We start from the raw sequence: 20,497 nt of genomic DNA on the forward strand, positions 1-20,497 counted from the left end.
AGACAAAATTACCGTGCCGCATAGCCGCCATCCACCAGCATGTCGGTTCCGGTCACGAAGGAAGCATCGGAAGAGAGCAGGAAGACCGCCGCTGCCGCGATTTCCTCTGGCTGCGCGATGCGGCCGAGGAGATGCAGAGGGCCGAGGCCGGCATCGGCCGCGGCAAGAGTGGGCCATCGCTTCAGCAGGCGCGCCGTGGCCACGGCGCCGGGCGACAGGCTGTTGACGCGTATGCCGTGTTGGGCGTGATCGACCGCCATCGCCTTGGCGAGATGGACAAGGCCGGCCTTGGCCGCGCAATAGGCGACCGACTTGCCGGTGGCGACGCGGGCAAACTGCGAACCGATCAGCACGATCGATCCGCCACCACCCGCAATCATCAGCGGCACGGCGAATTTGCTGATCAGGAAGGCGCCGGTCAGGCTGACGTCGATCTCGAGCCGCCATGTGGCAGGATCGAGATCGGCGACGGTTCCGTCCGTCGACGGCGCCGCCGCATTATGGACCAATCCATCGAGCCGTCCGAACCGCTTGCGCGCCACATCCACGGCATGCTGGGCCGCGTCGATATCGGTGACGTCGCATTCGACCGCCTCGGCATCCGGTCCGAGCTCTGCCGCCAGCGCCTCGACGGCCTCGGCATTGTGGTCCGCGCAGACGACCTTGCCGCCTTCGGCCTGGCAGCTTTGCGCGATGGCGGCGCCAATGCCGCTCGCGGCACCGGTGATCAGGATCACCTTGCCGGCCAGCCGGTCGGTCCCGGTCATCGATCACCTCCGGCCGCACGTGCGACCGCGGTCGTGAGCGGCGGGCGCGCCAGATTGAAGCAGGCGGCAATGGCGACGAGAATGCCGCCCGCCCCTAGCACGAACAGCATCGCTTGCGGCGCCGTGCGCTCCATCAGCCCGGCGGCCAAGCCCGGGGTCAGAATGTTTCCGATCGAGTAGAGCAGCAGCAAGGCGCCCGACGCGGCGACCATGTGGCGGCTGTGAAGCTGCGAGTTGGCGAAGGCGATCGCCACCGGATAGACGGTGAGCGCCGTGGCGCCGTAAAGGAAGAACAGCACGAACAAGAGCGGCGCGGAGCTTTTGCCGAGCCAGGCGATCGCGGCGCAGAGGAAAACCGAGAGCAGGCCCTGGATCAGCAGCATGACGCGCCGGTCGAGGCGATCCGAAAGCCAACCGACCGGAGTCTGCGCCACCATCCCCGCTATGCTGATGGTGGTGACGAGGCCCACTATTGCCGTCGCGGACAGGCCGATGCCGGCACCATAGAGCGGCGTCAGCACGAAGATGTTCAAATTGGTGATGCCCGCCTGGAAGATGGCGACGACGGTCACAGGCGCCAGGCGGAAGAGGCGGATGAGACCGTAGCTTTCGTCGCGCTGCGGACTTTCAGGTGCGGCCGAGACAAACGGCAAAGCGGGCCATGGGCCGGACGCAAATTTGGCCAGGAATGCCAGCAGGGCCGTTGCCGCGCTGATGGTGAAGAGGTGCGGCGAATGCGGGCCGGCCACGGCGAGAAGAAGCTGGCCGAGGAGAACCGCGACCGCGGTCGTCAGCATATAGACGGAGAACAGCGTTCCGCGGTTGTGCTGCTCGGCATAGAGGTTGATCCAGCTCTCGCAGACGATGAACAGTGCCGACATGGCGAGCCCACCCAACAGCCGGAAGCCGAACCAGGCCGGCATGAAGTCCGTCAGCATGAAACCCGACGAGGCGAGGGCGGAGATCAGCGTAATCAGCGTGAAGGCGCGCTCATGGCCGAAGCGGGAGACGAGCGGCCGCGTGACCAGGCAGCCCACCAGGAAGCCGATCGGGTAGGCCGTCAGCACCATTTGCACGATCCATGGCTGGACGGCGGGATTGCTGAGAGCGAGCGAGACGGAAGTGGTGAGCATGGCGCTGGCGGTGCCGGCGAGGCACACCCGGTTCATGATCGGCAGGATGGCGCGCGAGCGTTCGGCGCGGCTCCAGAAACGCAAAGCTGAGAGCCTGAACGGCGTCATGAGGGCTCATGAACCTTGGGCGCGGGCGACACGATCGCTGCCCGCATCCGCAGATCCTCTATCGGAATATGACAGGCGATCTCGTGCGTGTCCGATACTTGCTGGACCGGCGGCGGAACCGTGTCGCAGATCGCGCCGACCCTGCGATGGCAGCGGCTGGCGAAGCGGCAACCGGGCGGCACATTGACCGGGCTCGGGGTCTCGCCGGTGAGCATGATGCGGGTCCGTGACGTTTCTTCGGGGTTGGTGCTGCGGATCGCCGAGATCAGCGCCTCGGTATAGGGATGGGTGGTATCGCCGAAGATCTCATCGACGGTGCCTTTCTCCATGATCCTGCCGAGATACATGACGACGACCTTGTCGGCGACGTGGCGGACGAGGGCGAGATCGTGGCTGATGAACAGCATCGTCGTATGCTGGCTCGCCTGGATATCGAGCAGCAGGGTCACCACTGCGGCCTGCACCGAAACGTCAAGCGCCGAGACTGGCTCGTCCGCGACGATCAGGGACGGGTCGATCGCGAAAGCGCGCGCGATCGCGATACGCTGCTTCTGGCCGCCCGAAAGCTGGCCGGGCTTGCGCGTCGCGAAATCGGGCGACAGCCGCACCATCTCGAGCAGCTCGCGCATGCGCTGCTCGACGGCATCGCGGCCTTTGCGGAGCCCGAACTTCTTCAACGAGCGGCGTATCGAAAAGCCGGCCGAGTGCGACGGATTGAGCGTCGAATCCGGATTCTGGAAGATCATCTGGATCGATTGCAGCAGGTGCCGGGGTCGCTGGCTTGCCTCCAATTCGGCGATGTTCTCGCCGGCCATGCGAATCTCGCCCGAGGTCGCGCGATCGAGGCCGGTGACGATGCGCGCCAAGGTCGACTTGCCGCAGCCCGATTCACCGACGAGGGCCACGATCTCGGCCTTGCCGGCCGCGAAGGTGACCGCTTCATTCGCCGTCACGGTCCTGCGGTAACCGATGTGATAGAGCTTGCCGATGTCCGATATCTCGATGGTATCGGCGGGCGAGACGGCGCCGCTCATATGAGGCGGCAGTTCTGTCCTGGTCCAGTCAATCTCGCGCCATCGGCTGCAGCGGACGAGATGGTCCTTTCCTGCAGCCGCCAGCGGGATTTCCGGCAGGCTGTCGCAGATGCCGGCCCGGAACTCTCGGCAGCGTGGTCCGAACAGGCACCCCGGCGGCCGCTCGCCGGGAAGCGGAATGTGCCCGGGTATGGCGGCCAAAGTGCGCGTGTGCTTGCCGCTGGCGATATCGGGAATGCAATCGATGAGGCCCTGCGTGTAGGGATGGCGCGGCCTGCCGAACAGGTTTCGAGTGGGCGCTTCCTCCACCATCTCGCCTGAATACATGATGCCGACGCGGTCGCAAGCCTCGGCGATGAGGCCGAGATTGTGGGAAATGAACAGAAGGCTGGTCCGGTAGCGGCGGCGCAATTCGGCGATCAGATCGATGACGGCAGCCTCGACCGTGACGTCGAGGCCGGTCGTCGGCTCGTCGAGGAGGAGCAGCGCGGGCCGCCCGAGCAGAGCCATGGCGATGACGACACGCTGCTGTTGCCCGCCGGAGAGCTGATGCGGATAGCGCTTCAGCATGTCGCCCGCATCCGGCAGGCGCACGTCCTTCAGCATGGCCGCCGCCATGTCCGTGGCCTCGGCGCGGGTCGAGCCCAGATGCAGCATGGGCACTTCGCTGAGCTGTGCGCCGATCGTCTTGACCGGATTGAGCGCGCCCATGGGGTCCTGATAGACCATGGCGATGCGCCGCCCGCGTATGGCGCGCAATTGCCGCTGTGTCGCGCCGACCAGCTCCTGCCCCTCGAGGCGGATGCTGCCGCCCGCGATCACGCCGGTGCTGCCGAGATATCCCATGATCGCCATGGCCGTCGTGCTCTTGCCGCAGCCGGATTCGCCGACCAGCCCATAGCTCTCGCCGGGTCTGACGCTGAAGGAGAGCTTGGGCACGGCGACGATCGTTTCCATCTTGCCGCGATATTCGATGCGCAGGTCCCTGACCTCGAGCAGCGGTGCGATGGGTGCGGCCGTCATGGCTTCCAGGCCTCGCGCAGGCCGTCGGCCAGGAGGTTGAAGCCCAAAACCAGGCTGACGATGGCAAAGGAAGGCACGAGCGACATCAGCGGCCAGACATTGAGGACGGTGGTGCTCTCCTTGACCATGCCGCCCCAGTCGGGATTGGGCGGCGGCAGGCCGAGGCCAAGAAAGCCCAATATGCCGATGGTGATGATCGTGTAGCCGATGCGCAGACAGGCATCGACGATCAGCATGCTGCGGCAGTTCGGCAAGAGCTCGACGAGCATGATGAACAAGGTGCTCTCGCCGCGCAGCCGGGCGGCTGCGATATATTCCTGGTGTTTCAGGCCAAGCACGAGACCGCGCGTGATGCGGCCTATGCCGGGTGCCGAGGCGATCGTCGTGGCGATGACGATGTTGATGATGGAAGGGCCGATATTGGCGATCAGGATGACGTAGAGCACCAGCACCGGAAAGGCGAGGATGACATCGGAAAAGCGGCTGATCACGGCATCGATCCAGCCGCCATAATAGCCCGCCAGCATGCCCATGGTGATGCCGACGATCATGGCGACGGCGACCGAGAGCGGCGCCACCGTCAGCACCGTGCGGGCGCCGAATATCAGGCGCGACAGCTGATCGCGGCCGAGAATGTCGGTGCCGAGCCAGTGGGTTGCCGACGGCGTCGGATCGACCATCGCCGTGACATCCTGCTCGGTCGGTGAGTAGAGCGGCAGGATCGGCGCGAAGAGGGCGGCCAGGACCCAGAAGGCCACGATGAACAAGCCGATCATCGCCGTGCGGGAGCGCAATATCCGCGTCCACTGCCGGCGCTTGATGATCTTCGCGCTCGCGGCCCTCGCTTCCATCGCGCCTTGTTCGGTCAACACGCTCATCGCAATCTTATCCGCGGATCGAGCAGCATGTAACCGAGATCGCCGATGAACTGGGTTGTGACCGCGATGGCCACGGTGATCAGCGTGGCCGCCTCGATTGTGGCGATGTCGCCGAACAGGCTGGCATCGAGAAGCAGCCGGCCGAAGCCCGGATAGGCGAAGACCAGCTCGGTGACGACGACGCCGCTGATCAGGAAGTTGATCTGCAGGAGGAGGACGGTGAACGGCGCGATCATGGCATTGCGTAGCGCATGGCCGAGGACGACTTGCCTTGTGCTCATGCCCTTCAGCACGGCGGTTCGGATATAGGGTTTCTCCATGACGCCGATCATCGAGACGCGGATCATGCGGGCGACATAGCCGAAATCATAGATCACCAGCACCGCGACCGGCAGCACGAGCTGCGAGGGGATCGACCAGCCGCTGCCGGTGTCGAGCGAGCTGGTGCCGGGCAGTAGCGGCCATAGGATCACGAACAACGTCACCAGGAAGACGCCCGAGGCGAATTCCGGGATCGAGGTGAAGGTGATGGAGACGACCGAAAGCGAACGGTCGAGGATGCCGCCCTCCTTCAGTCCGGAAAGGACGCCGAATAGGATCGACAGCGGCACGATCAGCATGAAGGCGAGGCCGCCGAGAATGGCGGTGTTGCCGAGCCTGTCCCAGATGACGTCGTTCACCGGCAGCTTGTTCAATGTCGAATAGCCGAAATTGCCGAAATAGCGGGCACCACGGGGATCCGTGAAGTTAAGGCCGGTGCTCGGATCCTGCAGCGGATCGGAAATGATGCCGAGAAGCACGCCGGCCCAGCGGCCATAGCGCACGACTAGGGGATCGTCGGCCTTCAGCTTTTGGGTCAGGAGGTCGACCTGCTCTTGCGTGGCGAAAGGCCCGAGAGACTTGCGCGCCACGCTGCCCGGCGTGAATTCGCAGACGGCGAAGACCAGGAATGATGCGGCAACCATGGTAACCAGCATCATCGCCAGCCGCTTCGCCAGGAATGTTGCCATCAGCCGGTCGGTTCCGTTCCTTGCTCGATCAGTTTATTCCCGGCCGCGCGCCTGGGCGGCCGGGAACGGCGGAAAGTCAGGCGGTGGCGACCGCATAGCTGTGGGCAAAGATATATTGCGAGGGGTGCAGTTCGAAACCCTTCACCTTCTTGTCCATCACGGTCGAGAACACACGCCAGAATGGCTGCACGATCGGGCCCTCATCCTGCATGATCGCCTCGATCTTGGCCATGACCTTGCTGCGCTCCTTGGGATCGAGAATGCCCTCGGCTTGCGTAAGCAGCTTGTCGAACTCGGCATTCGAGAAGTGCGACTCGTTCCAGGCCGCATTCGAGCGGTAGGCCAGCCCAAGCGTCATGATGGCGAGCGGCCGGTGGCCCCAGGCCGTCAGGCTGAACGGTGCCGCCGTCCACACTTCCCAATATTGGGCGCTCGGCAGCGACTTGATGTTGATCTTGATGCCGACGTCCTTGAACTGCTCAGCCAGGGCCTGGGCGGTATTCAGCTCCCAGATCGGATCGGGTCGAGTGACCATGTCGTATTCGAAGCCGTCGGGAAAGCCGGCATCGGCCAGCAGCTTTTTCGCCTTGTCGATGTCGCGGCCGTATTTCGGCAATGCCGCATATTCCGGATGCGAGGGCGCGACATGGTGGTCTTCGGCGGGCGTACCGGCGCCCAGCAGCACGGTCTGGATGATCTTGTCGCGGTCGATGGCGTGGCGCATCGCCTGGCGCACGCGCTTGTCCTTGAACTGCTCGACCTCGGGATGCATGCGGGCGACGATGGTCTGCGTCGTCTCCACCGTATAGACCGCGACATGCGGGAAGGCCTTCATCGAATTGATCTGCACGGCGTCGGCTTCCGAGAGGCCGTCGACCTGCTTCGACGCCATCGCGGCGATGCCGGCGCTGGGATTGTCGCCGAGATCGACGAACTCGAAGGTGTCAAGATAGGGGCCATCGCCCCAATAATCGCTGCGCGCTTTGTATTTCGCAGCCTTGCCGACCGTGTACTCGACGATCTCGAAGGGGCCCGTGCCATTGGCGCCGGCACCGAAGGCGCCCTTCTCCTCCGGATCGAGAATGAACATCGGATAATGGAAGAGATGCTCGGCCACGGCGATCTGCGGCGATGATGTATTGAGCCGCACCGTGTGGTCATCGACCTTCTCGATGGCCTTGTCCGACCACAGCCGGCTCGACTTCTTCGGGTTTCCCTTGTCGTCCTTTTCGCCGGTCTCGTATTCTTCGACCAGATAACCGGTGAACAGGCCCAGCATCGATGAGCCGATCTTGGGATCGCAGACCCGCTTGAGATTCCAGATCACATCGTCGGCCGTCAGCGGCCGGCCTTTGCGCCACTTCACATCCTTGCGCAAATGCAGGGTCCAGCTCTTGAGATCGTCGCTGACCTCCCATTTCTCGAGCAGATAGGGATGGGTGATGTTGTTGCGGTCGGTGATGGTCAGATATTCGCAGACCTGCCGGATGACGTTCGATTTCTCAGCGAAATCGGCAAGGTGCGGGTCCTTGATCTCCATGCAGCGCATGCCGATGCGCAGATTGCCGCCCTTGGGCATGGCCGCGGCCCGCGCCGCGCCGATGGGCTCGGCGATCCCCGCCATGGCATAGGCGGCACTTGCCGAGAGGCCGAGCAGGGTCGATTTGCGCAGGAAATCCCGGCGGCTGATGCTCCCCTCATTGAGCTGGCCGAGGAGCGTCGGAATATAGGGATGCGTTGTCTTATCCACGGTCTTGACCTCCCAGTTATCGGCGCCGCTGATCCGCGGCACTCTTTGTCCCGAGCAAAAGCTACACGCCGTCAACCGGCTCACAAACGAAAGTTGATATGCCTATGGCTTCGTTTTTTTTGGCCATCTTGGCTTCGAAAAGCGGCGCCGGCCGCTTTACAGGCGTTTCCCACGTTATCTAGATAGCCTGCGCTCGAAAAACTGGGGTCATTGAGCTCCAACTGCCCACATCCATGACGGGGAAATTTGCGCCGCCCCGAAAGAGGGACGAATTCAAGATGCGAACCCACGCCCAGGCTGTAGTGATCGGCGGCGGCCTGATCGGATGCTCGATCCTCTACCATCTCGCGAAACAGGGCTGGCGAGATGTCGTGCTGTTCGAGCGCGACGAGCTGACCTCCGGTTCCACCTGGCATGCCGCCGCAAACATCCACGGGCTGCATGATGTGACCAACATCAGCCGCCTGCAGCACTATACGATGGCGCTCTACAAGGAGCTGGAAAAGGAGACCGGCCAGGGCTGCGGCATTTTCCAGCCGGGTTCGCTCTATCTGGCCCAGACCGAGGCGCGCGAGCATCAGCTCAGATTGCAGGAGGCCAAGGCCCGCCGCTACGACATGAATTTCTATGAAGTGGACCGTAGCGAGGCGGAGCGGCTGCATCCGCTGGTCGATTTCGACGGCATTCGCTGCATCATGTACGAGCCCGAAGGCGGCAATGTCGATCCGTCCGGCGTAACCGCCGCCTATGCCGCTGGGGCCCGCCAGCGCGGCGCCGAAATTCACCGCTTCACCGCGGTGACGGGAACCGAGCAGCGCCCGGATGGAAGCTGGACCGTGCGCACGACCAAAGGCGATGTGCACGCCGAGTGGGTCGTCAATGCCGCGGGCCTGTGGGCGCGCGAGGTCGCCGCCTTGGCGGGGCTCGAGCTGCCCCTCATCCCGACGGAGCATCAGTATTTCGTGACCGAGACCATACCGGAGATCGCAGGAATGGGCCGGCGGCTGCCTTCGGTCGCCGACCGCGACGGCGAATATTATTTGCGCCAGGAAGGATTGGGACTGCTCATCGGCGCCTATGAGCGGGCGATGAAGTTCTGGGCCGAGGACGGTACGCCCAAGGATTTCGGTCACGAGCTGTTTCCCGACGATCTGGAGCGCATCGAGGAAAATATGCTGCGCGCCATCGCCCGCGTTCCGGCGGTGGGACGGGCGGGCGTGAAGAAGGTCATCAACGGTCCGATGATCTGGTCGCCCGACAGCGCGGCCCTGTTCGGTCCGATCCCCGAATTGCGCAATTATTTCTGCTGCGCCGGCATCATTCCGGGTTTCTCGCAGTCGGGCGGCCTGGGGCGCCTGGCGGCCGAATGGATGATCGAGGGCGAGCCGACGCACGATATGTTCGGCTGGGACCTGGCACGCTTCGGCCATTGGGCCGGCAAGGACTTCACCAAGGCGCGTGTCCGCGACCAGTACAGCCATCGTTTCAAAATCCATTTCCCGAATGAGGAGCGCGCCGCCGGCCGGCCGGTGCGCACGCGTCCGACCTATGCGCTGCAAAAGGACATGGGCGGCGTTTTCGGGCTCAATTTCGGCTGGGAGCACCCGCTGTGGTTCGCGGTCGACGGCGAGCCGCGCGAAGAGACAGTCGGCTTCACCCGGCAGAACTGGTGGCATCCGGTGGGGCGTGAAGCGCTCATGCTGCGCGAGAAGGTGGGCGTCATCGACATTTCGAACTTCGCCAAATACGAGGTCAAAGGAGCGGGCGCCGAGGCCTGGCTCAACGCGCTCTTCGCCAACAAGATGCCCTCGCGTGTTGGAAGGTCGTGCCTGACCCCGCTTATCGGCAAGCGGGGCGGGATCGCCGGCGATTTCACCGTGACCCGGCTCGGCCAGGACGAATTCAGGATGTTCGGCTCAGGCATGGCGGAGCGCTACCATCAGCGCTTCTTCGGAATGGTGCCCTTGCCGGCGGGCACGACATTCCGCTCGGTGACCAATGACATGTGCGGCTTCAACGTCGCCGGTCCCAAGTCCCGCGACCTCCTGCAGCGCCTGACCAATGATGATCTGACGACGCCGTCCTTCCCCTTCATGAGCTCGCGCCGCATCACCGTCGCCGGCGTCGACGTCATCGCCTTGCGCGTGTCCTTCACCGGCGATCTCGGCTGGGAGCTCTATTGCGAGGAGAAGGATCAGGTAAGGCTCTATACGACGCTGATCGATGCCGCCCGCCAGGAAGGCGGCGGGCCGGTCGGCTCGCGCGCGTTGCTGTCGCTCAGGGTGGAAAAGGGCTATGGCAGCTGGGGACGTGAATATTCGCCGGAATACTGGCCCCAGGAAGTGAAGCTCGATCGGCTGATCAAGCTGGAGAAGGGCGCCTTCCTCAACCGCGACGCCTATGTCGGGATCGCCGACAAGCCGGCGCGTGACGAGCTGATCATGATCGCGATCGAAGCGAAGAATGCCGATGCCTCGGGCGGCGAGCCGATCTTTCTGCCCGACGGCACCCCGGTCGGGCAGGTAACGTCCGGCGCCTACGGCTATTCGGTGGGCATGTCGCTGGCTTTGGGCTATGTCAAAGCGGGAACGGCAAAGTCCGGGGACGCGCTGACGGTCGCCATACTGGGTGAGCCGCATCCGGCCAAATTGCTGGAGCGTCCGCCCTTCGATCCGGACGGACACCGGTTACGCGCGTGAGCCGCGGGACTCTCCATGCATGAGCTTGTGATCACAGGCGGGCGGGTCGCGCTCGACGACGGCTGGGCCGACTGCGACATCGGCATCGACGAGGGGCGAATTTCCGCGATCGGCCCATCTTTGCAGGGCCGGAGCGCGATCGATGCATCGCGGAGATGGGTGCTGCCCGGCGGCATCGACGCCCATTGCCATCTCGACCAGCCGGTCTGGGGCGGCGCCAGGAACGCCGATGATTTCTCCTCCGGATCGATTTCGGCCGCCTTCGGCGGAACGACCTGCATCATCCCCTTCGGCATGCCGGGTCCCGATATGACGACGGTCTCGGCGCTCGAGCGGGCGATGGGGTGCGCCGCCGGCCGTTCGGTTGTCGATTACGGCCTGCATGCGGTGGTCACTCAGGCCACGGGGCCCGATGTCGAGGTGCAGCTTGCTGGGCTCAAGGAGCAGGGCATCGCATCGGTCAAGCTGTTCATGACGTATGCGGGCTTCGCCGTCGATGACGATCTCTTCCTCACCGTCCTGGACGTTGCGCGCCGGCTCGGCTTCGTCGTCATGGTGCATGCCGAGAACGATGCCGCGATCCGGCGTACGCGCCAGAAGCTGATCGATCTCGGGCGCACAGAGATGCGCTATCACACCGTCGCGCACAGCGAGATCATGGAGCGGGAAGCGACGCATCGGGCTCTGGCGCTTGCCGAGATGACCGGCGCGCGCCTGACGATCGTCCATGTCTCCTCGATCCAGTCGGCGGAAGAGGTGATGCGCGCGCGCCGGCGCGGCGTCGATGTGGCCGCCGAGACCTGTCCGCAATATGTCTTCCTCGGCGCCGCCGATCTCGATCGCCCGCCTGTGGATGCGGTGCGGTTCGTCTTTTCGCCGCCGCCGCGTTCGCCGCTGAGCCGGCAGCATCTCTGGCAGGCCTTGGCGGAGGGCGGCATCGATATCTGGTCTTCGGATCATTCGCCTTACTTCTTTGCCGACAAAGTGGGCAGCGCCAACAGGCCGGGCTTCACCACGACGATCAGCGGTGTTCCCGGGCTCGAAACCAGGCTGCCGCTCTTGTTTTCCGAAGGATTGCTGACGGGCCGCCTGACGCTCACGCGTTATCTCGACCTCACCGCGCGCAGGGCTGCCGTGATCTATGGGCTCGATCATTGCAAGGGGCGCATCGCCGTCGGGCTCGATGCGGATCTGGTGCTCTGGGACCCGACCCGAAGCTGGCGTCTCGGCCACGCCGAGCTTCATTCCCGCGTCGACTTCACGCCCTATGAGGGCATGGAGATAACGGGCAAGCCGATCACGGTGCTGGTCCGCGGCACACAGGTCATCGCCGACGAAAAGCTTCAGGCAGCGCCCGGCTTCGGTTGCTTCGTAGCGCGCCGCCCGTCCGATCCGGCCTCGGCTAAATTACCCGTCGAGGATTCGACGCCCTGGCTGGACCGCTGATCTCAAAATGCAGCGTCAGCTGCTCGAACCGTCTGCCGCCTTCACCGGCGGCATTTCTGTATTCGCCAGCTTGTCGGCGCAAATGCTGGCTGCCGCGACTCTTCCCAACGCTGACCAAGGGGTTTGTCTTCGGCCATCCCAGATCCTCAGGCGATTGGCGGTGTCATCTCATTTCTGAGTGAGGTTCATCAGTTCCGTTGCGCAGGCGTCGGCGACGTCATCATCGGGCTTTTCGCTGCCGGGCAGCGTGGCCTAGCCCTGCTTCTCGACATAATCGCCGCGATTGTAAGAATTTTCCTTTTGCAGCGCCGCGAGCTGGGTTGTCTGTATCTCCTGCGATTGGCTCTTGAACTGGGCGACGCAAATCGGCGTCAGCGCGGCAAGTGCCGTCTTGGCCCCTTCGTCCTTCGCCATCTGTGCCGCAGAACCGCTTGTGACGACCCAGCCGGCACTGAAGCTTACAATCGCAATGATGACGGCGCCGGCAACCCCACCCCATGCCGCCGGCTTGATCCATTCAGGAATGTTCATGATGACCTCCCTATTCGGGTTTTGGTTCGCCTCGCGAGATTCGCACGAGCCGCGCCAGGGCTGAATGGGCACTGCTACCTAGAGCGTGCAGGAGATCTCCCAGCTGGTACCGGCCGAGAGGGAGCCGGGGAAGGGTGCGACTTTTGCTGTCTGGCTGCCCGAAGCGTGATGACTCGCCGATGCTTAATACTGTTGCCTATATGAATTGGCGCGTCCGTTGCTCACGGTATACAGTAGCGGTCGCAGAGCGTTTGATCCGCTTGTGCAAAGAGGTGTCGCCATGTCTCATCACAATAGGATGCCGCCTGTCCCGCCAGCCAGCCGCAGTCGGAAAGGCGTGGGAGGAAGGCCGGAAATCAAGAAGGATATGTCACCGGGGAAGGCCGTGGACAATATTGCAGAACAAGGCGAAACGGCCAACATCAAGCAGAACACGACAAACGCCGGGTACTTCAAGGGCCGTCGTACAAAGTAACGACGCCACGGCGCCTCACTTGGGATCGTGTGCTACCTATGACTGGCAAGGACAGTTTGTCCGTCCTCGATGCAACAGGACAGGCCATGGAGATATCGGCATGGAAGAATACGACCTCTACATCAATGTCAAAAAGCCCGCCATTGGTCTCTATGTGCGCAAGGGCGCCGGTCTCCCCAATCTCGCCGACAAAAACGACTGGGTCTTTGACGGCACCGCGGCGCAAGACCTGTTGCCGCCCAGCGTCGTCGCAGGTGTCGCGGCTGACGGCCACGCCTTTCGTGACATGGACTAGCGCGTGGGTGGATGTGCTTCGACTGGCGCGCTTCCTTGAAGGCGACCTATCCGCGAGGAATATCTCATTATCGACGGAGGTAGACTTGCTGGCACCGGCGCCAGGTCCTACAAACTGACCTTGTCCGAAAGTGAACGAGATGCCGAGAGATCCTGAACAGGTCAGCAAGGAGAGAAGTGTGCCATCCGCTGTTTCGCAACCGGTCGCCGCCCAGCTCACGCGGGCGGCCATTTTTCTTGTCGTGACTCTCAATCCGGGCAAGGAAAGTGACGCCGCCATGCGCGCCATGTGCGGCGATCTGGGGGCACTTCTGCGCGCCGTCGGCTTTCGCGATCTCGAGGGCCGGCTGTCTTGCGTGATGGCCTTCGGCTCCGATGCCTGGGACCGGCTCTTTGGCGCGCCGAGGCCGAAAGACCTGCACCCTTTCCGCGAAATCCGCGGCCAGCATCATGCGGTCTCGACGCCGGGCGACGTCCTCTTTCATATCCGCTCCACCCGCATGGATCTGTGCTTCGAGCTCGCAACGCAGATCATGGCGCGGCTTGGCGGCGCGGTGGCGACCGCGGATGAGGTGCACGGATTCAATTATTTCGACGATCGCGATCTGATCGGCTTCGTCGATGGGACGGAGAACCCGGTGGACCAGGACGCCGTCAAGGCCACCATCATCGGTGAAGAGGACTCAACCTTCGCGGGCGGCAGTTATGTGATCGTGCAGAAATACCTGCATGACCTGACGCGGTGGAACGTGCTGCCCGTCGAAGCCCAGGAGAAGATCATCGGTAGGACCAAGCTTTCCGACATCGAGCTGGACGATGCCGTGAAGCCGACCTCGGCCCACAACGCCTTGACGACGATTATCGAGGACGGCGAGCAACTGGAGATCCTGCGCGACAACATGCCGTTCGGCGACGCGGGGAAGGGGGAGTTCGGCACCTATTTCATCGGCTATGCCCGTTCCCCCCATAGAATAGAGCAGATGCTCGAGAACATGTTCGTCGGCCGGCCGCCGGGAAATTATGATCGGCTCCTCGATTTCAGTCGCGCCGTCACCGGTACGCTATTCTTTGTGCCGTCGGCGACCTTCCTCGAAACCGTCGGCGCGGACGAGGCGCCCGCATCGGCTGTTGGGCCGCCCCTCGAAGAATCCGCAGCCGGATCACGACCATCTGCGCCCGATGGCTCACTCGGCATTGGTTCCCTGAGAAACGAGGCATGAAATGAATAATCTCCACCGAGAACTCGCACCTATCTCCGACAAGGCCTGGGCTCAGATCGAGGAGGAGGCGTCCCGCACCCTCAAGCGCCATCTGGCGGGGCGGCGGGTCGTCGATGTGCTGGGTCCGAAAGGGCTCGAGCTCTCGGCCGTCGGCACTGGTCATCTTCACCAGATCGAGGCGCCCGGCGCTGGAATTCAAGCCGCCCAGCGCGACGCCAAAGCGCTCGTCGAGTTGCGCGTTCCTTTCGAGCTCACGCGGCAGGCGATCGACGATGTAGAGCGCGGCGCGACAGATTCCGACTGGTCACCGGTGAAGGAGGCGGCGCGCAAGATCGCCTATGCCGAAGACCGCGCCATCTTCGATGGATATGCCGCGGCGGGGATTGAGGGCATCCGTGCGGGGAACAGCAATCCGCCGATCACCCTGCCTGCGAATGTCGCAGGCTATCCGGGCGCCATCGCGCAGGCGGTCGGCCAGTTGCGGCTTGCCGGCGTCAACGGGCCTTACGCGCTTGTGCTCGGTGCGGAGGCTTACACGGCGGCGAGCGGAGGAAGCGACGAGGGCTATCCGGTCTTTCACCATATCGAACGTGTGGTCGACGGTGGGATCATCTGGGCGCCCGCCCTTGCCGGCGGTTTCGTCGTCACCACCCGAGGCGGTGATTTTGCGCTGGATGTCGGCCAGGACATCTCGATCGGGTACCTCAGCCATTCCAGCACGGTCGTCGAACTCTATTTCCAGGAGACCCTCACTTTCCGGCTGTTGACGACCGAGGCTGCCGTCGCGCTCGCCCCGGGGAAGAAGTAACGAGTTTCGCCCCTTGCATGAGGACACTGAAATGTCGGTTACGAGCAATATCGTTTACGATCCCTGGCCACCTCTTCCATACCAGGATTTCGTGGCCACCCAGTGTCTTCTCCATATGAGCCTGCAGGTCCTGGGCAAGCTGAAACTGAAAGAGCCGTTTCAACCGCAGTGGGCTGAAGTGCCGCTCTGGCTCAGCGGCCGAGGATTGACGACAGGACCGATCCCTTATGCCGGCGGCGCATATGAAGTCTCGGCTGACTTTATTTCTCACGAAGTGGGATGCGCGACCAGTTGGGGATTTTCAGGTCGCTTCGGGTTGGGGCCGATGTCTGTCGCGGAGTTCGTCGATCACCTGTTTGGTTTGCTCCGTAGCGCAGGCGTTGATGTTTCCATCAACCGGATGCCGCAAGAAGTACCCCATCCCATTTCGTTCGACGCGGATACGCAGCGACGCCCATATGAGCCGGCACTTGTCAATCGTTGGTGGCGAATCCTCCTCAGTACGCAACGCGTCATGCAGGTTTTCCATGGTCGTTTCAAAGGCAAGACTCAGCCCATTGGTCTGATGTGGGGAACGCTCGACATTCGCGACGTGCGCTACAACGGCAAACCTGCTTCACCCGGCGCTGAGGCAGATTATGTCAGCCGCAACGCGATGGATGCGGAGTTGGTTGAGGTGGGGTGGTGGTCCGGCAGTAGCGATTATCCCCAGCCGGCCTTCTTTTCGTTCACCTACCCGCAGCCCGAAGGGATCGAAAGCGCACGAATAAGCCCGCCAGCTTCGCGATGGGACTCGGCCATGGGCGAGTTCCTTTTTGATTATGACGATTTGCGCAACTCGAAGAACCCTGATGCCGATCTGCTGTCGTTTTTCGAGTCCGCCTACAGGGCTGGTGCAGAGCGTGCAGGGTGGGACCCGAGTCTCGTTGGCAGCGGCACACCTGTGTAGCTGCTAGAAGTGTTTAACCAAGATGCATGCGGGAACGAGGGGCCCACGAGATGGTTAGAAGGTTCAAGATCGGCGATCATGTGCGCTGGAATTCCGAAGCCGGCCGGGTATCGGGGACGATCATCGCCATTCACACCACCGACTTCGACTACAAGGGTCATGTGCATCATGCCTCGCAAGCGGATCCTCAATACGAGATCAAGAGCGACAAGACCGACCATATCGCGGCCCATAAGGGCAGCGCCCTCGACTATGCGTGACGAAGGCGGTGTGTGACGCTTCCCTTCTTCACCATCGGTCATTCCAACCGAAGCCTGGCGGAGTTCATCGAGCTGTTGAGGGAAGCTCACATCGAGTTTGTCGTGGATATCAGAACAGTGCCACGATCGCGAACCAATCCGCAGTTCAACAAGGATACGCTTCCCGACGCCCTGGCGGCCGTCGGCGTCTCCTATGAGCACATGGCGGCACTCGGCGGTCTGCGCGGGAAAACCCGGGGCTCGCCTGCGGATGTCAATGGCTTCTGGACGAATGAGAGCTTCCACAACTACGCCGACTACGCGCTTTCCGCGCCGTTTCACGCAGGGTTGGAGCATCTGTTGGATGAAGGGCGAAAACGGCGTTGCGCGATCATGTGCTCGGAAGCCGTGTGGTGGCGTTGCCATCGCCGCATCGTTGCTGATTATCTCATCGCCGCTGGAGAAATTGTCTTCCATATCATGGGGCAGGGCCGGCTGGAGCCTGCCCGTCTCACCCCCGGTGCCGTGACACAGCCCGGTGGGACGATCATTTATCCGGCGGCGCATCGACCGGACGCGTGACTTTCAGGCAGCGGGCAACAAGTCCACGGACTTGGCAAGGTCTGTCAATCTCGAGGCGATCTCTTGTACCGAGGCGGGCTTACCGCGCAGCATGTGATGTTGAGCGTGAGCACGGAACGCTGTGACCAAACGTGCTCTATCGCCGGTCTTCCGGCACAGTACCTCTGCACGCTCAAATGCCGCGACAACTTCGGGCGAACGCCAGCCGCGTGCGGTCGTGAGAGCGACACCCCTGGCGAACTGGAAATCTATCTCAAGCTCATCTGCACCGGCGATATTGTTCGCCCGCATGATCTCGATCCCGTGGTCGAGTTGCTCAAGTGCGCTCTCATGCGCCGATCGCTTGATCGCCCTTTTTGCTGAGTTCAGGAGGTAGCCTGCTGCCTCTTGCCAAAGCTGAGCCAACTCAGCGTGCCGCGCCAGGCGCTCGCTGTTTTCCTCGAGCCGATCCGCATAACAGGCCTCAAGCTCGGTGAGTGCGGCCTTGTGCAGTTCGACGAGCGTCGTCGACAGTATCCGGTCCGAGATGGCGTTGCGGATAAGGGCATGCTTGAAACGCCAAGCGGCATCTGGAAAGATTTGAACCTCGACGAGAAGATCGGCATTCCTGAGGCTGCGGATGGCCGCGTCGAACCGCGCTTCAGGCAGTGCCGCCATCCTTCGCAGCGAAGGAAGCGGAATGTCGTCGCCGAATATCGAGGCAACTTCGGCGACATGCTTGGCGTCATCGTCCATTCGCTCGAATCGTGCGTCGATGATCGAGTGGATGTTTGAGGAAACGACGATCTCGCCGACTTTCCCCGCGGGTCTGTAGTGGCCGCGCTTGCCTACGAGCTTGTCGGTCTCGGCGAGGTTGCGCACCGTTTCCTCGAGGAAGAGTGCGTTGCCTTTGCACACTTCCGCGAGCTTCCGGCGCAAATTGCCGAGTCCGGCGTCGCGTCCGATGAGATAGTCAATGAGGGTTGCAGATTCGTTCGGATTGAGACCGCTAAGGCGGATCTCGACCGGCTGAGCCGCGCTAAAGACCTCGCGGTTATATTCAGGCCGGCAGGTCAGAATAAGCAGGAACCGAACGGCAGGGACCGCTTGCGCCAGCCGCGTCAGGATCGCTTCGCTTTCATGATCGATCCAGTGCAAATCCTCCACGAGCAGCACAACTGGTTTCGTCCGCGCGAGCCTCATTAGAAGGGCGACAGTCGCTTCTTGCATACGGCGCGATCGCTCGGTACCCGAAAGTGTCGCCCACAGCGGTTCTCGCGTGGGCAATTCCATCACGGCCAGCATCGGATCGAGCAAGCGTTGCTCGAGGCCTCGAGTACCAAAGGCTTTAAGAAGCTTGTCTGACGCCACCTGCGGGGCTTCCATATCGCTGATGCCGAATAGTCCCTGCAGAATCTTGCGCATGACCACAAAGCCGCTGCGCAGATCCTGCTCAAGAGCGCCGCCCTCGAGATTGTCGAATTCGTCAACAGGGATGACACCGACAAATTCGTGGGTCATGCGCGATTTGCCGATGCCAGGATCGCCGACGATCATCACCGTCTGGCCTTCGCCGTAATATGTGTCATGCCAGGCTTTGTTGAGCATCTGCAGCTGAATTTCACGGCCGACGAAGGGCGACAGCTGGCGTTCGGCGCGCAATTGCCAGCGCGAACGCCCGCGATTTATCTGCATCACTTCAAAGAGCCGCTGATCCTCGGGGTAACCCGGAATCGCGAGCGACGGAAGCTCGCGCATCGTCACAAAGCCGTCAGCGGCGGCTTGGGCGCGCCTGGTTGCGATAACGAGGTCGCGACGCAGCGCCTGATTAAGCGCATGGGCTCTGGTGACCGGTCCGCCGCGCACTTCCGCGCGGCCCGGTTCGGGAGCGGTGCTGAGGATCACATTGCCGGTATCGATGGCAATGCAGATCCGGATCGACGAGGTCGAGGACAGTTTGCGCAAATCCAATGCCGCTCGGCAGGCGAAGGCGGCGTGATCCTCGAGAGGGCGAGGTGCACCGAAAGAAGCCGTCAGCCCATTTTCGGATGCGTCGAGCATGACGCCGCCATTCGCCCGCACGATTTCGGCGGCTTGCAGGAGCAGCGGATCGATGGCTGCAAGGGCCATTTCAGGAGCAAGATCGTCCACAGGGCCGCCCGAGGATATGAAGCTTGCCGACAGGATCGTCGCCTGGCGACGGGTCCGGTGGCCAATCGGGGTCATGCTGCTTCTCAGCGGGACGTCACTCGCGAATGTCACTTTCGAGGCATTCGCCGTGACACTCTTGCGCGCGCGCTCGCTCAGGGAGGCGATTTCTCGGCCGAGATTTTCATCCGGCAGAAGCGCTTGCAGTGTATGCGCATGAACGAGCGCCCGCTCCGGCTCGTCGGCCAGACGACCGACCAGCGCGCGCAGCGTCCTTAGACGCAAGATCTCGGTCTGGTTGGTGCAATAGACGCGCCATGCTTCGAAGGTCGGGCAGCGCGGCAGATGGAGATCAGAGAGGAAGGAGCCCGAATTGCTGTTGCGATTTCTTCCAGCCGCTCGGTTGGCAAAGTGTCGACCGACTCGGGCGACACTCCCTTGATGAGTTCATAATCAAGAGCGATCGAACCGGTGACGATACGGACATGGTTGCGGTCGGCCTCGAGGCGTGCTTCACCATCCGCATTCAGGATCGGACGCAGCTTTGTGAGGCTCCAGCGCAACGACGCGCGTGGATCATCAGGAATGTCCCAGAAGAGCTCGCAGAGCCTTTCGCGACGCTGCGGCTTTTCTTGCAGCGCAAGGTAGGCGAGAAGTGCACGCGTCTTACGCGACTGCGGCAGCGCCACCACCGCGCCGTCGCGCCGAACCGAGAAGTCACCGAGCACTTTGAATTCAAATGCCAAAGCGGTCGTCCCAGCAGAAGTGTTCCGATCGCGACGGTTGCAGCTCTCCGGCCAGCCGCCAATGCGAAACACTCTGCGCTCCGAGTTTCCAACTCAGGCGTCAGAGTCCTTCTGCCGAGGAATAATATTCTATATCCGGGCTTCCTCAGCTCCTTGTATGTCACGAGTGCAACATTATTTGGCATAAAGCTATCAGAGTTGCAACATTTACTTCACGACTTACAACATTCCGAAACAGCTATTCGGTTCCCCAGTTTGGAAGTCCGCCATGTCCGAAAAGCGAGCTAAAGGGGAATCTGCCTAACGGCCAGGCACACAGCGGGCCGGACTCAGCCGCGCTGCCGTCTTGTCCGATCGCTGCCGCGGAATCTGGTCAAGGACAGAATTTCTGACCGCGTCACTCCAATGTCCTTCAACAGATGATCTGGCAGTCTGTGCAAAGACGAGTCACGCTTCCTCTCACTGCGGTGAGAGAGGGTGCCGATGACGGGCAGAGCAAGAAGCTTTTGATAGACTCCACGTCTGTTCATGGTCAATGATCTCCATTTCTCCATCGCCGGCGCGGGCCGGCTGTTGATGCAACTAGGGCCTGTTTACAATCAGGGGATTCCCAAATCAGCAGAAAATTGATTCAAGGCTGAAAAATGGAGATCAGCCTTGAATCGATTAATGTTGAGC

18 protein-coding genes are annotated in these 20,497 nt (G+C 62.3%); 8 read left to right on the forward strand and 10 right to left on the reverse strand.

What is annotated here, in order from left to right:
• Positions 1-8: 8 nt before the first annotated feature.
• The 6 genes from DS839_RS31215 to DS839_RS31240 all read right to left on the reverse strand — a co-directional run bounded on the left by DS839_RS31215 (position 9) and on the right by DS839_RS31240 (position 7,703).
• Positions 9-767 carry an SDR family NAD(P)-dependent oxidoreductase gene (locus tag DS839_RS31215; protein WP_119274452.1) on the reverse strand — a complete coding sequence of 253 codons (759 nt, stop codon included), beginning with the start codon at positions 765-767 and terminating at the stop codon, positions 9-11.
• Complete coding sequence (locus DS839_RS31220) at positions 764-2,008, reverse strand: MFS transporter (protein WP_119274453.1); 1,245 nt, start codon at positions 2,006-2,008, stop codon at positions 764-766. The genes DS839_RS31215 and DS839_RS31220 overlap by 4 nt, the downstream gene beginning before the upstream one ends.
• Positions 2,005-4,065 carry a dipeptide ABC transporter ATP-binding protein gene (locus tag DS839_RS31225; RefSeq protein ID WP_119274454.1) on the reverse strand — a complete coding sequence of 687 codons (2,061 nt, stop codon included), beginning with the start codon at positions 4,063-4,065 and terminating at the stop codon, positions 2,005-2,007. The genes DS839_RS31220 and DS839_RS31225 overlap by 4 nt, the downstream gene beginning before the upstream one ends.
• Positions 4,062-4,943, reverse strand: a complete 882-nt coding sequence (locus DS839_RS31230) for an ABC transporter permease (RefSeq protein ID WP_368912024.1) — start codon at positions 4,941-4,943, stop codon at positions 4,062-4,064. Before DS839_RS31230 ends, DS839_RS31225 begins: the two co-directional genes overlap by 4 nt.
• Positions 4,940-5,953 (reverse strand): ABC transporter permease, encoded by a 1,014-nt coding sequence (locus tag DS839_RS31235; protein WP_119274455.1) that lies wholly within the window; start codon positions 5,951-5,953, stop codon positions 4,940-4,942. The genes DS839_RS31230 and DS839_RS31235 overlap by 4 nt, the downstream gene beginning before the upstream one ends.
• A gap of 76 nt (positions 5,954-6,029) precedes the next feature.
• Entirely contained in the window at positions 6,030-7,703 is a 1,674-nt protein-coding gene (locus DS839_RS31240; RefSeq protein ID WP_119274477.1) for an ABC transporter substrate-binding protein, read from the reverse strand.
• Between the two features lie 278 nt (positions 7,704-7,981).
• Between DS839_RS31240 and DS839_RS31245 the strand changes: the two genes are divergently transcribed.
• Both DS839_RS31245 and hydA read left to right on the forward strand, forming a co-directional pair.
• Positions 7,982-10,402, forward strand: a complete 2,421-nt coding sequence (locus tag DS839_RS31245) for a GcvT family protein (RefSeq protein ID WP_119274478.1) — start codon at positions 7,982-7,984, stop codon at positions 10,400-10,402.
• 15 nt (positions 10,403-10,417) lie between these two features.
• Entirely contained in the window at positions 10,418-11,848 is a 1,431-nt protein-coding gene (hydA, locus tag DS839_RS31250) for a dihydropyrimidinase (protein ID WP_119274456.1), read from the forward strand.
• A 252-nt stretch (positions 11,849-12,100) separates the two neighbouring features.
• On the opposite strand, the gene DS839_RS31255 is transcribed toward hydA, so the two are convergent.
• Positions 12,101-12,379 carry a hypothetical protein gene (locus DS839_RS31255; protein WP_119274457.1) on the reverse strand — a complete coding sequence of 93 codons (279 nt, stop codon included), beginning with the start codon at positions 12,377-12,379 and terminating at the stop codon, positions 12,101-12,103.
• A 575-nt stretch (positions 12,380-12,954) separates the two neighbouring features.
• Here DS839_RS31255 and DS839_RS31265 point away from each other — a divergent pair.
• The 6 genes from DS839_RS31265 (at position 12,955) to DS839_RS31290 (ending at position 16,946) form a co-directional block, all read left to right on the forward strand.
• Positions 12,955-13,149, forward strand: coding sequence for a hypothetical protein (locus DS839_RS31265; protein ID WP_119274459.1), 195 nt, complete (start codon positions 12,955-12,957; stop codon positions 13,147-13,149).
• A 178-nt stretch (positions 13,150-13,327) separates the two neighbouring features.
• Positions 13,328-14,368: a Dyp-type peroxidase gene (locus DS839_RS31270; protein WP_119274460.1), complete on the forward strand. Its 1,041-nt coding sequence runs from the start codon at positions 13,328-13,330 to the stop codon at positions 14,366-14,368.
• Between the two features lies 1 nt (position 14,369).
• Positions 14,370-15,176: a family 1 encapsulin nanocompartment shell protein gene (locus DS839_RS31275; RefSeq protein ID WP_119274461.1), complete on the forward strand. Its 807-nt coding sequence runs from the start codon at positions 14,370-14,372 to the stop codon at positions 15,174-15,176.
• Positions 15,177-15,207: 31 nt separating this feature from the next.
• Positions 15,208-16,125 carry a DUF5996 family protein gene (locus tag DS839_RS31280; RefSeq protein WP_119274462.1) on the forward strand — a complete coding sequence of 306 codons (918 nt, stop codon included), beginning with the start codon at positions 15,208-15,210 and terminating at the stop codon, positions 16,123-16,125.
• A 50-nt stretch (positions 16,126-16,175) separates the two neighbouring features.
• Complete coding sequence (locus DS839_RS31285) at positions 16,176-16,385, forward strand: hypervirulence associated TUDOR domain-containing protein (protein ID WP_119274463.1); 210 nt, start codon at positions 16,176-16,178, stop codon at positions 16,383-16,385.
• 12 nt (positions 16,386-16,397) lie between these two features.
• Positions 16,398-16,946 carry a DUF488 domain-containing protein gene (locus DS839_RS31290; RefSeq protein WP_119274464.1) on the forward strand — a complete coding sequence of 183 codons (549 nt, stop codon included), beginning with the start codon at positions 16,398-16,400 and terminating at the stop codon, positions 16,944-16,946.
• Positions 16,947-16,949: 3 nt separating this feature from the next.
• On the opposite strand, the gene DS839_RS31295 is transcribed toward DS839_RS31290, so the two are convergent.
• The 3 genes from DS839_RS31295 to DS839_RS31305 all read right to left on the reverse strand — a co-directional run bounded on the left by DS839_RS31295 (position 16,950) and on the right by DS839_RS31305 (position 20,373).
• On the reverse strand, positions 16,950-19,358 hold the full coding sequence (locus DS839_RS31295; protein WP_119274465.1) for an ATP-binding protein: 2,409 nt from the start codon (positions 19,356-19,358) through the stop codon (positions 16,950-16,952).
• On the reverse strand, positions 19,349-19,891 hold the full coding sequence (locus tag DS839_RS31300; RefSeq protein ID WP_162918927.1) for an AfsR/SARP family transcriptional regulator: 543 nt from the start codon (positions 19,889-19,891) through the stop codon (positions 19,349-19,351). Before DS839_RS31300 ends, DS839_RS31295 begins: the two co-directional genes overlap by 10 nt.
• A gap of 257 nt (positions 19,892-20,148) precedes the next feature.
• The gene (locus DS839_RS31305; protein WP_119274467.1) at positions 20,149-20,373 is read right to left on the reverse strand and encodes a YjiS-like domain-containing protein; all 225 of its coding nucleotides are present in this window, start codon (positions 20,371-20,373) and stop codon (positions 20,149-20,151) included.
• Between the last annotated feature and the right edge of the window lie 124 nt (positions 20,374-20,497).

The organism is Taklimakanibacter deserti, from assembly GCA_003574785.1.

Bases quoted from the DNA above. Each gene is read 5' to 3' on its own strand.
- DS839_RS31215 (WP_119274452.1), bottom strand. From the start codon at position 767: ATGACCGGGACCGACCGGCTGGCCGGCAAGGTGATCCTGATCACCGGT.
- DS839_RS31220 (WP_119274453.1), bottom strand. From the start codon at position 2,008: ATGACGCCGTTCAGGCTCTCAGCTTTGCGTTTCTGGAGCCGCGCCGAA.
- DS839_RS31225 (WP_119274454.1), bottom strand. From the start codon at position 4,065: ATGACGGCCGCACCCATCGCACCGCTGCTCGAGGTCAGGGACCTGCGC.
- DS839_RS31230 (WP_368912024.1), bottom strand. From the start codon at position 4,943: ATGAGCGTGTTGACCGAACAAGGCGCGATGGAAGCGAGGGCCGCGAGC.
- DS839_RS31235 (WP_119274455.1), bottom strand. From the start codon at position 5,953: ATGGCAACATTCCTGGCGAAGCGGCTGGCGATGATGCTGGTTACCATG.
- DS839_RS31245 (WP_119274478.1), top strand. From the start codon at position 7,982: ATGCGAACCCACGCCCAGGCTGTAGTGATCGGCGGCGGCCTGATCGGA.
- hydA (WP_119274456.1), top strand. From the start codon at position 10,418: ATGCATGAGCTTGTGATCACAGGCGGGCGGGTCGCGCTCGACGACGGC.
- DS839_RS31255 (WP_119274457.1), bottom strand. From the start codon at position 12,379: ATGAACATTCCTGAATGGATCAAGCCGGCGGCATGGGGTGGGGTTGCC.
- DS839_RS31265 (WP_119274459.1), top strand. From the start codon at position 12,955: ATGGAAGAATACGACCTCTACATCAATGTCAAAAAGCCCGCCATTGGT.
- DS839_RS31275 (WP_119274461.1), top strand. From the start codon at position 14,370: ATGAATAATCTCCACCGAGAACTCGCACCTATCTCCGACAAGGCCTGG.
- DS839_RS31280 (WP_119274462.1), top strand. From the start codon at position 15,208: ATGTCGGTTACGAGCAATATCGTTTACGATCCCTGGCCACCTCTTCCA.
- DS839_RS31285 (WP_119274463.1), top strand. From the start codon at position 16,176: ATGGTTAGAAGGTTCAAGATCGGCGATCATGTGCGCTGGAATTCCGAA.
- DS839_RS31305 (WP_119274467.1), bottom strand. From the start codon at position 20,373: ATGGAGAAATGGAGATCATTGACCATGAACAGACGTGGAGTCTATCAA.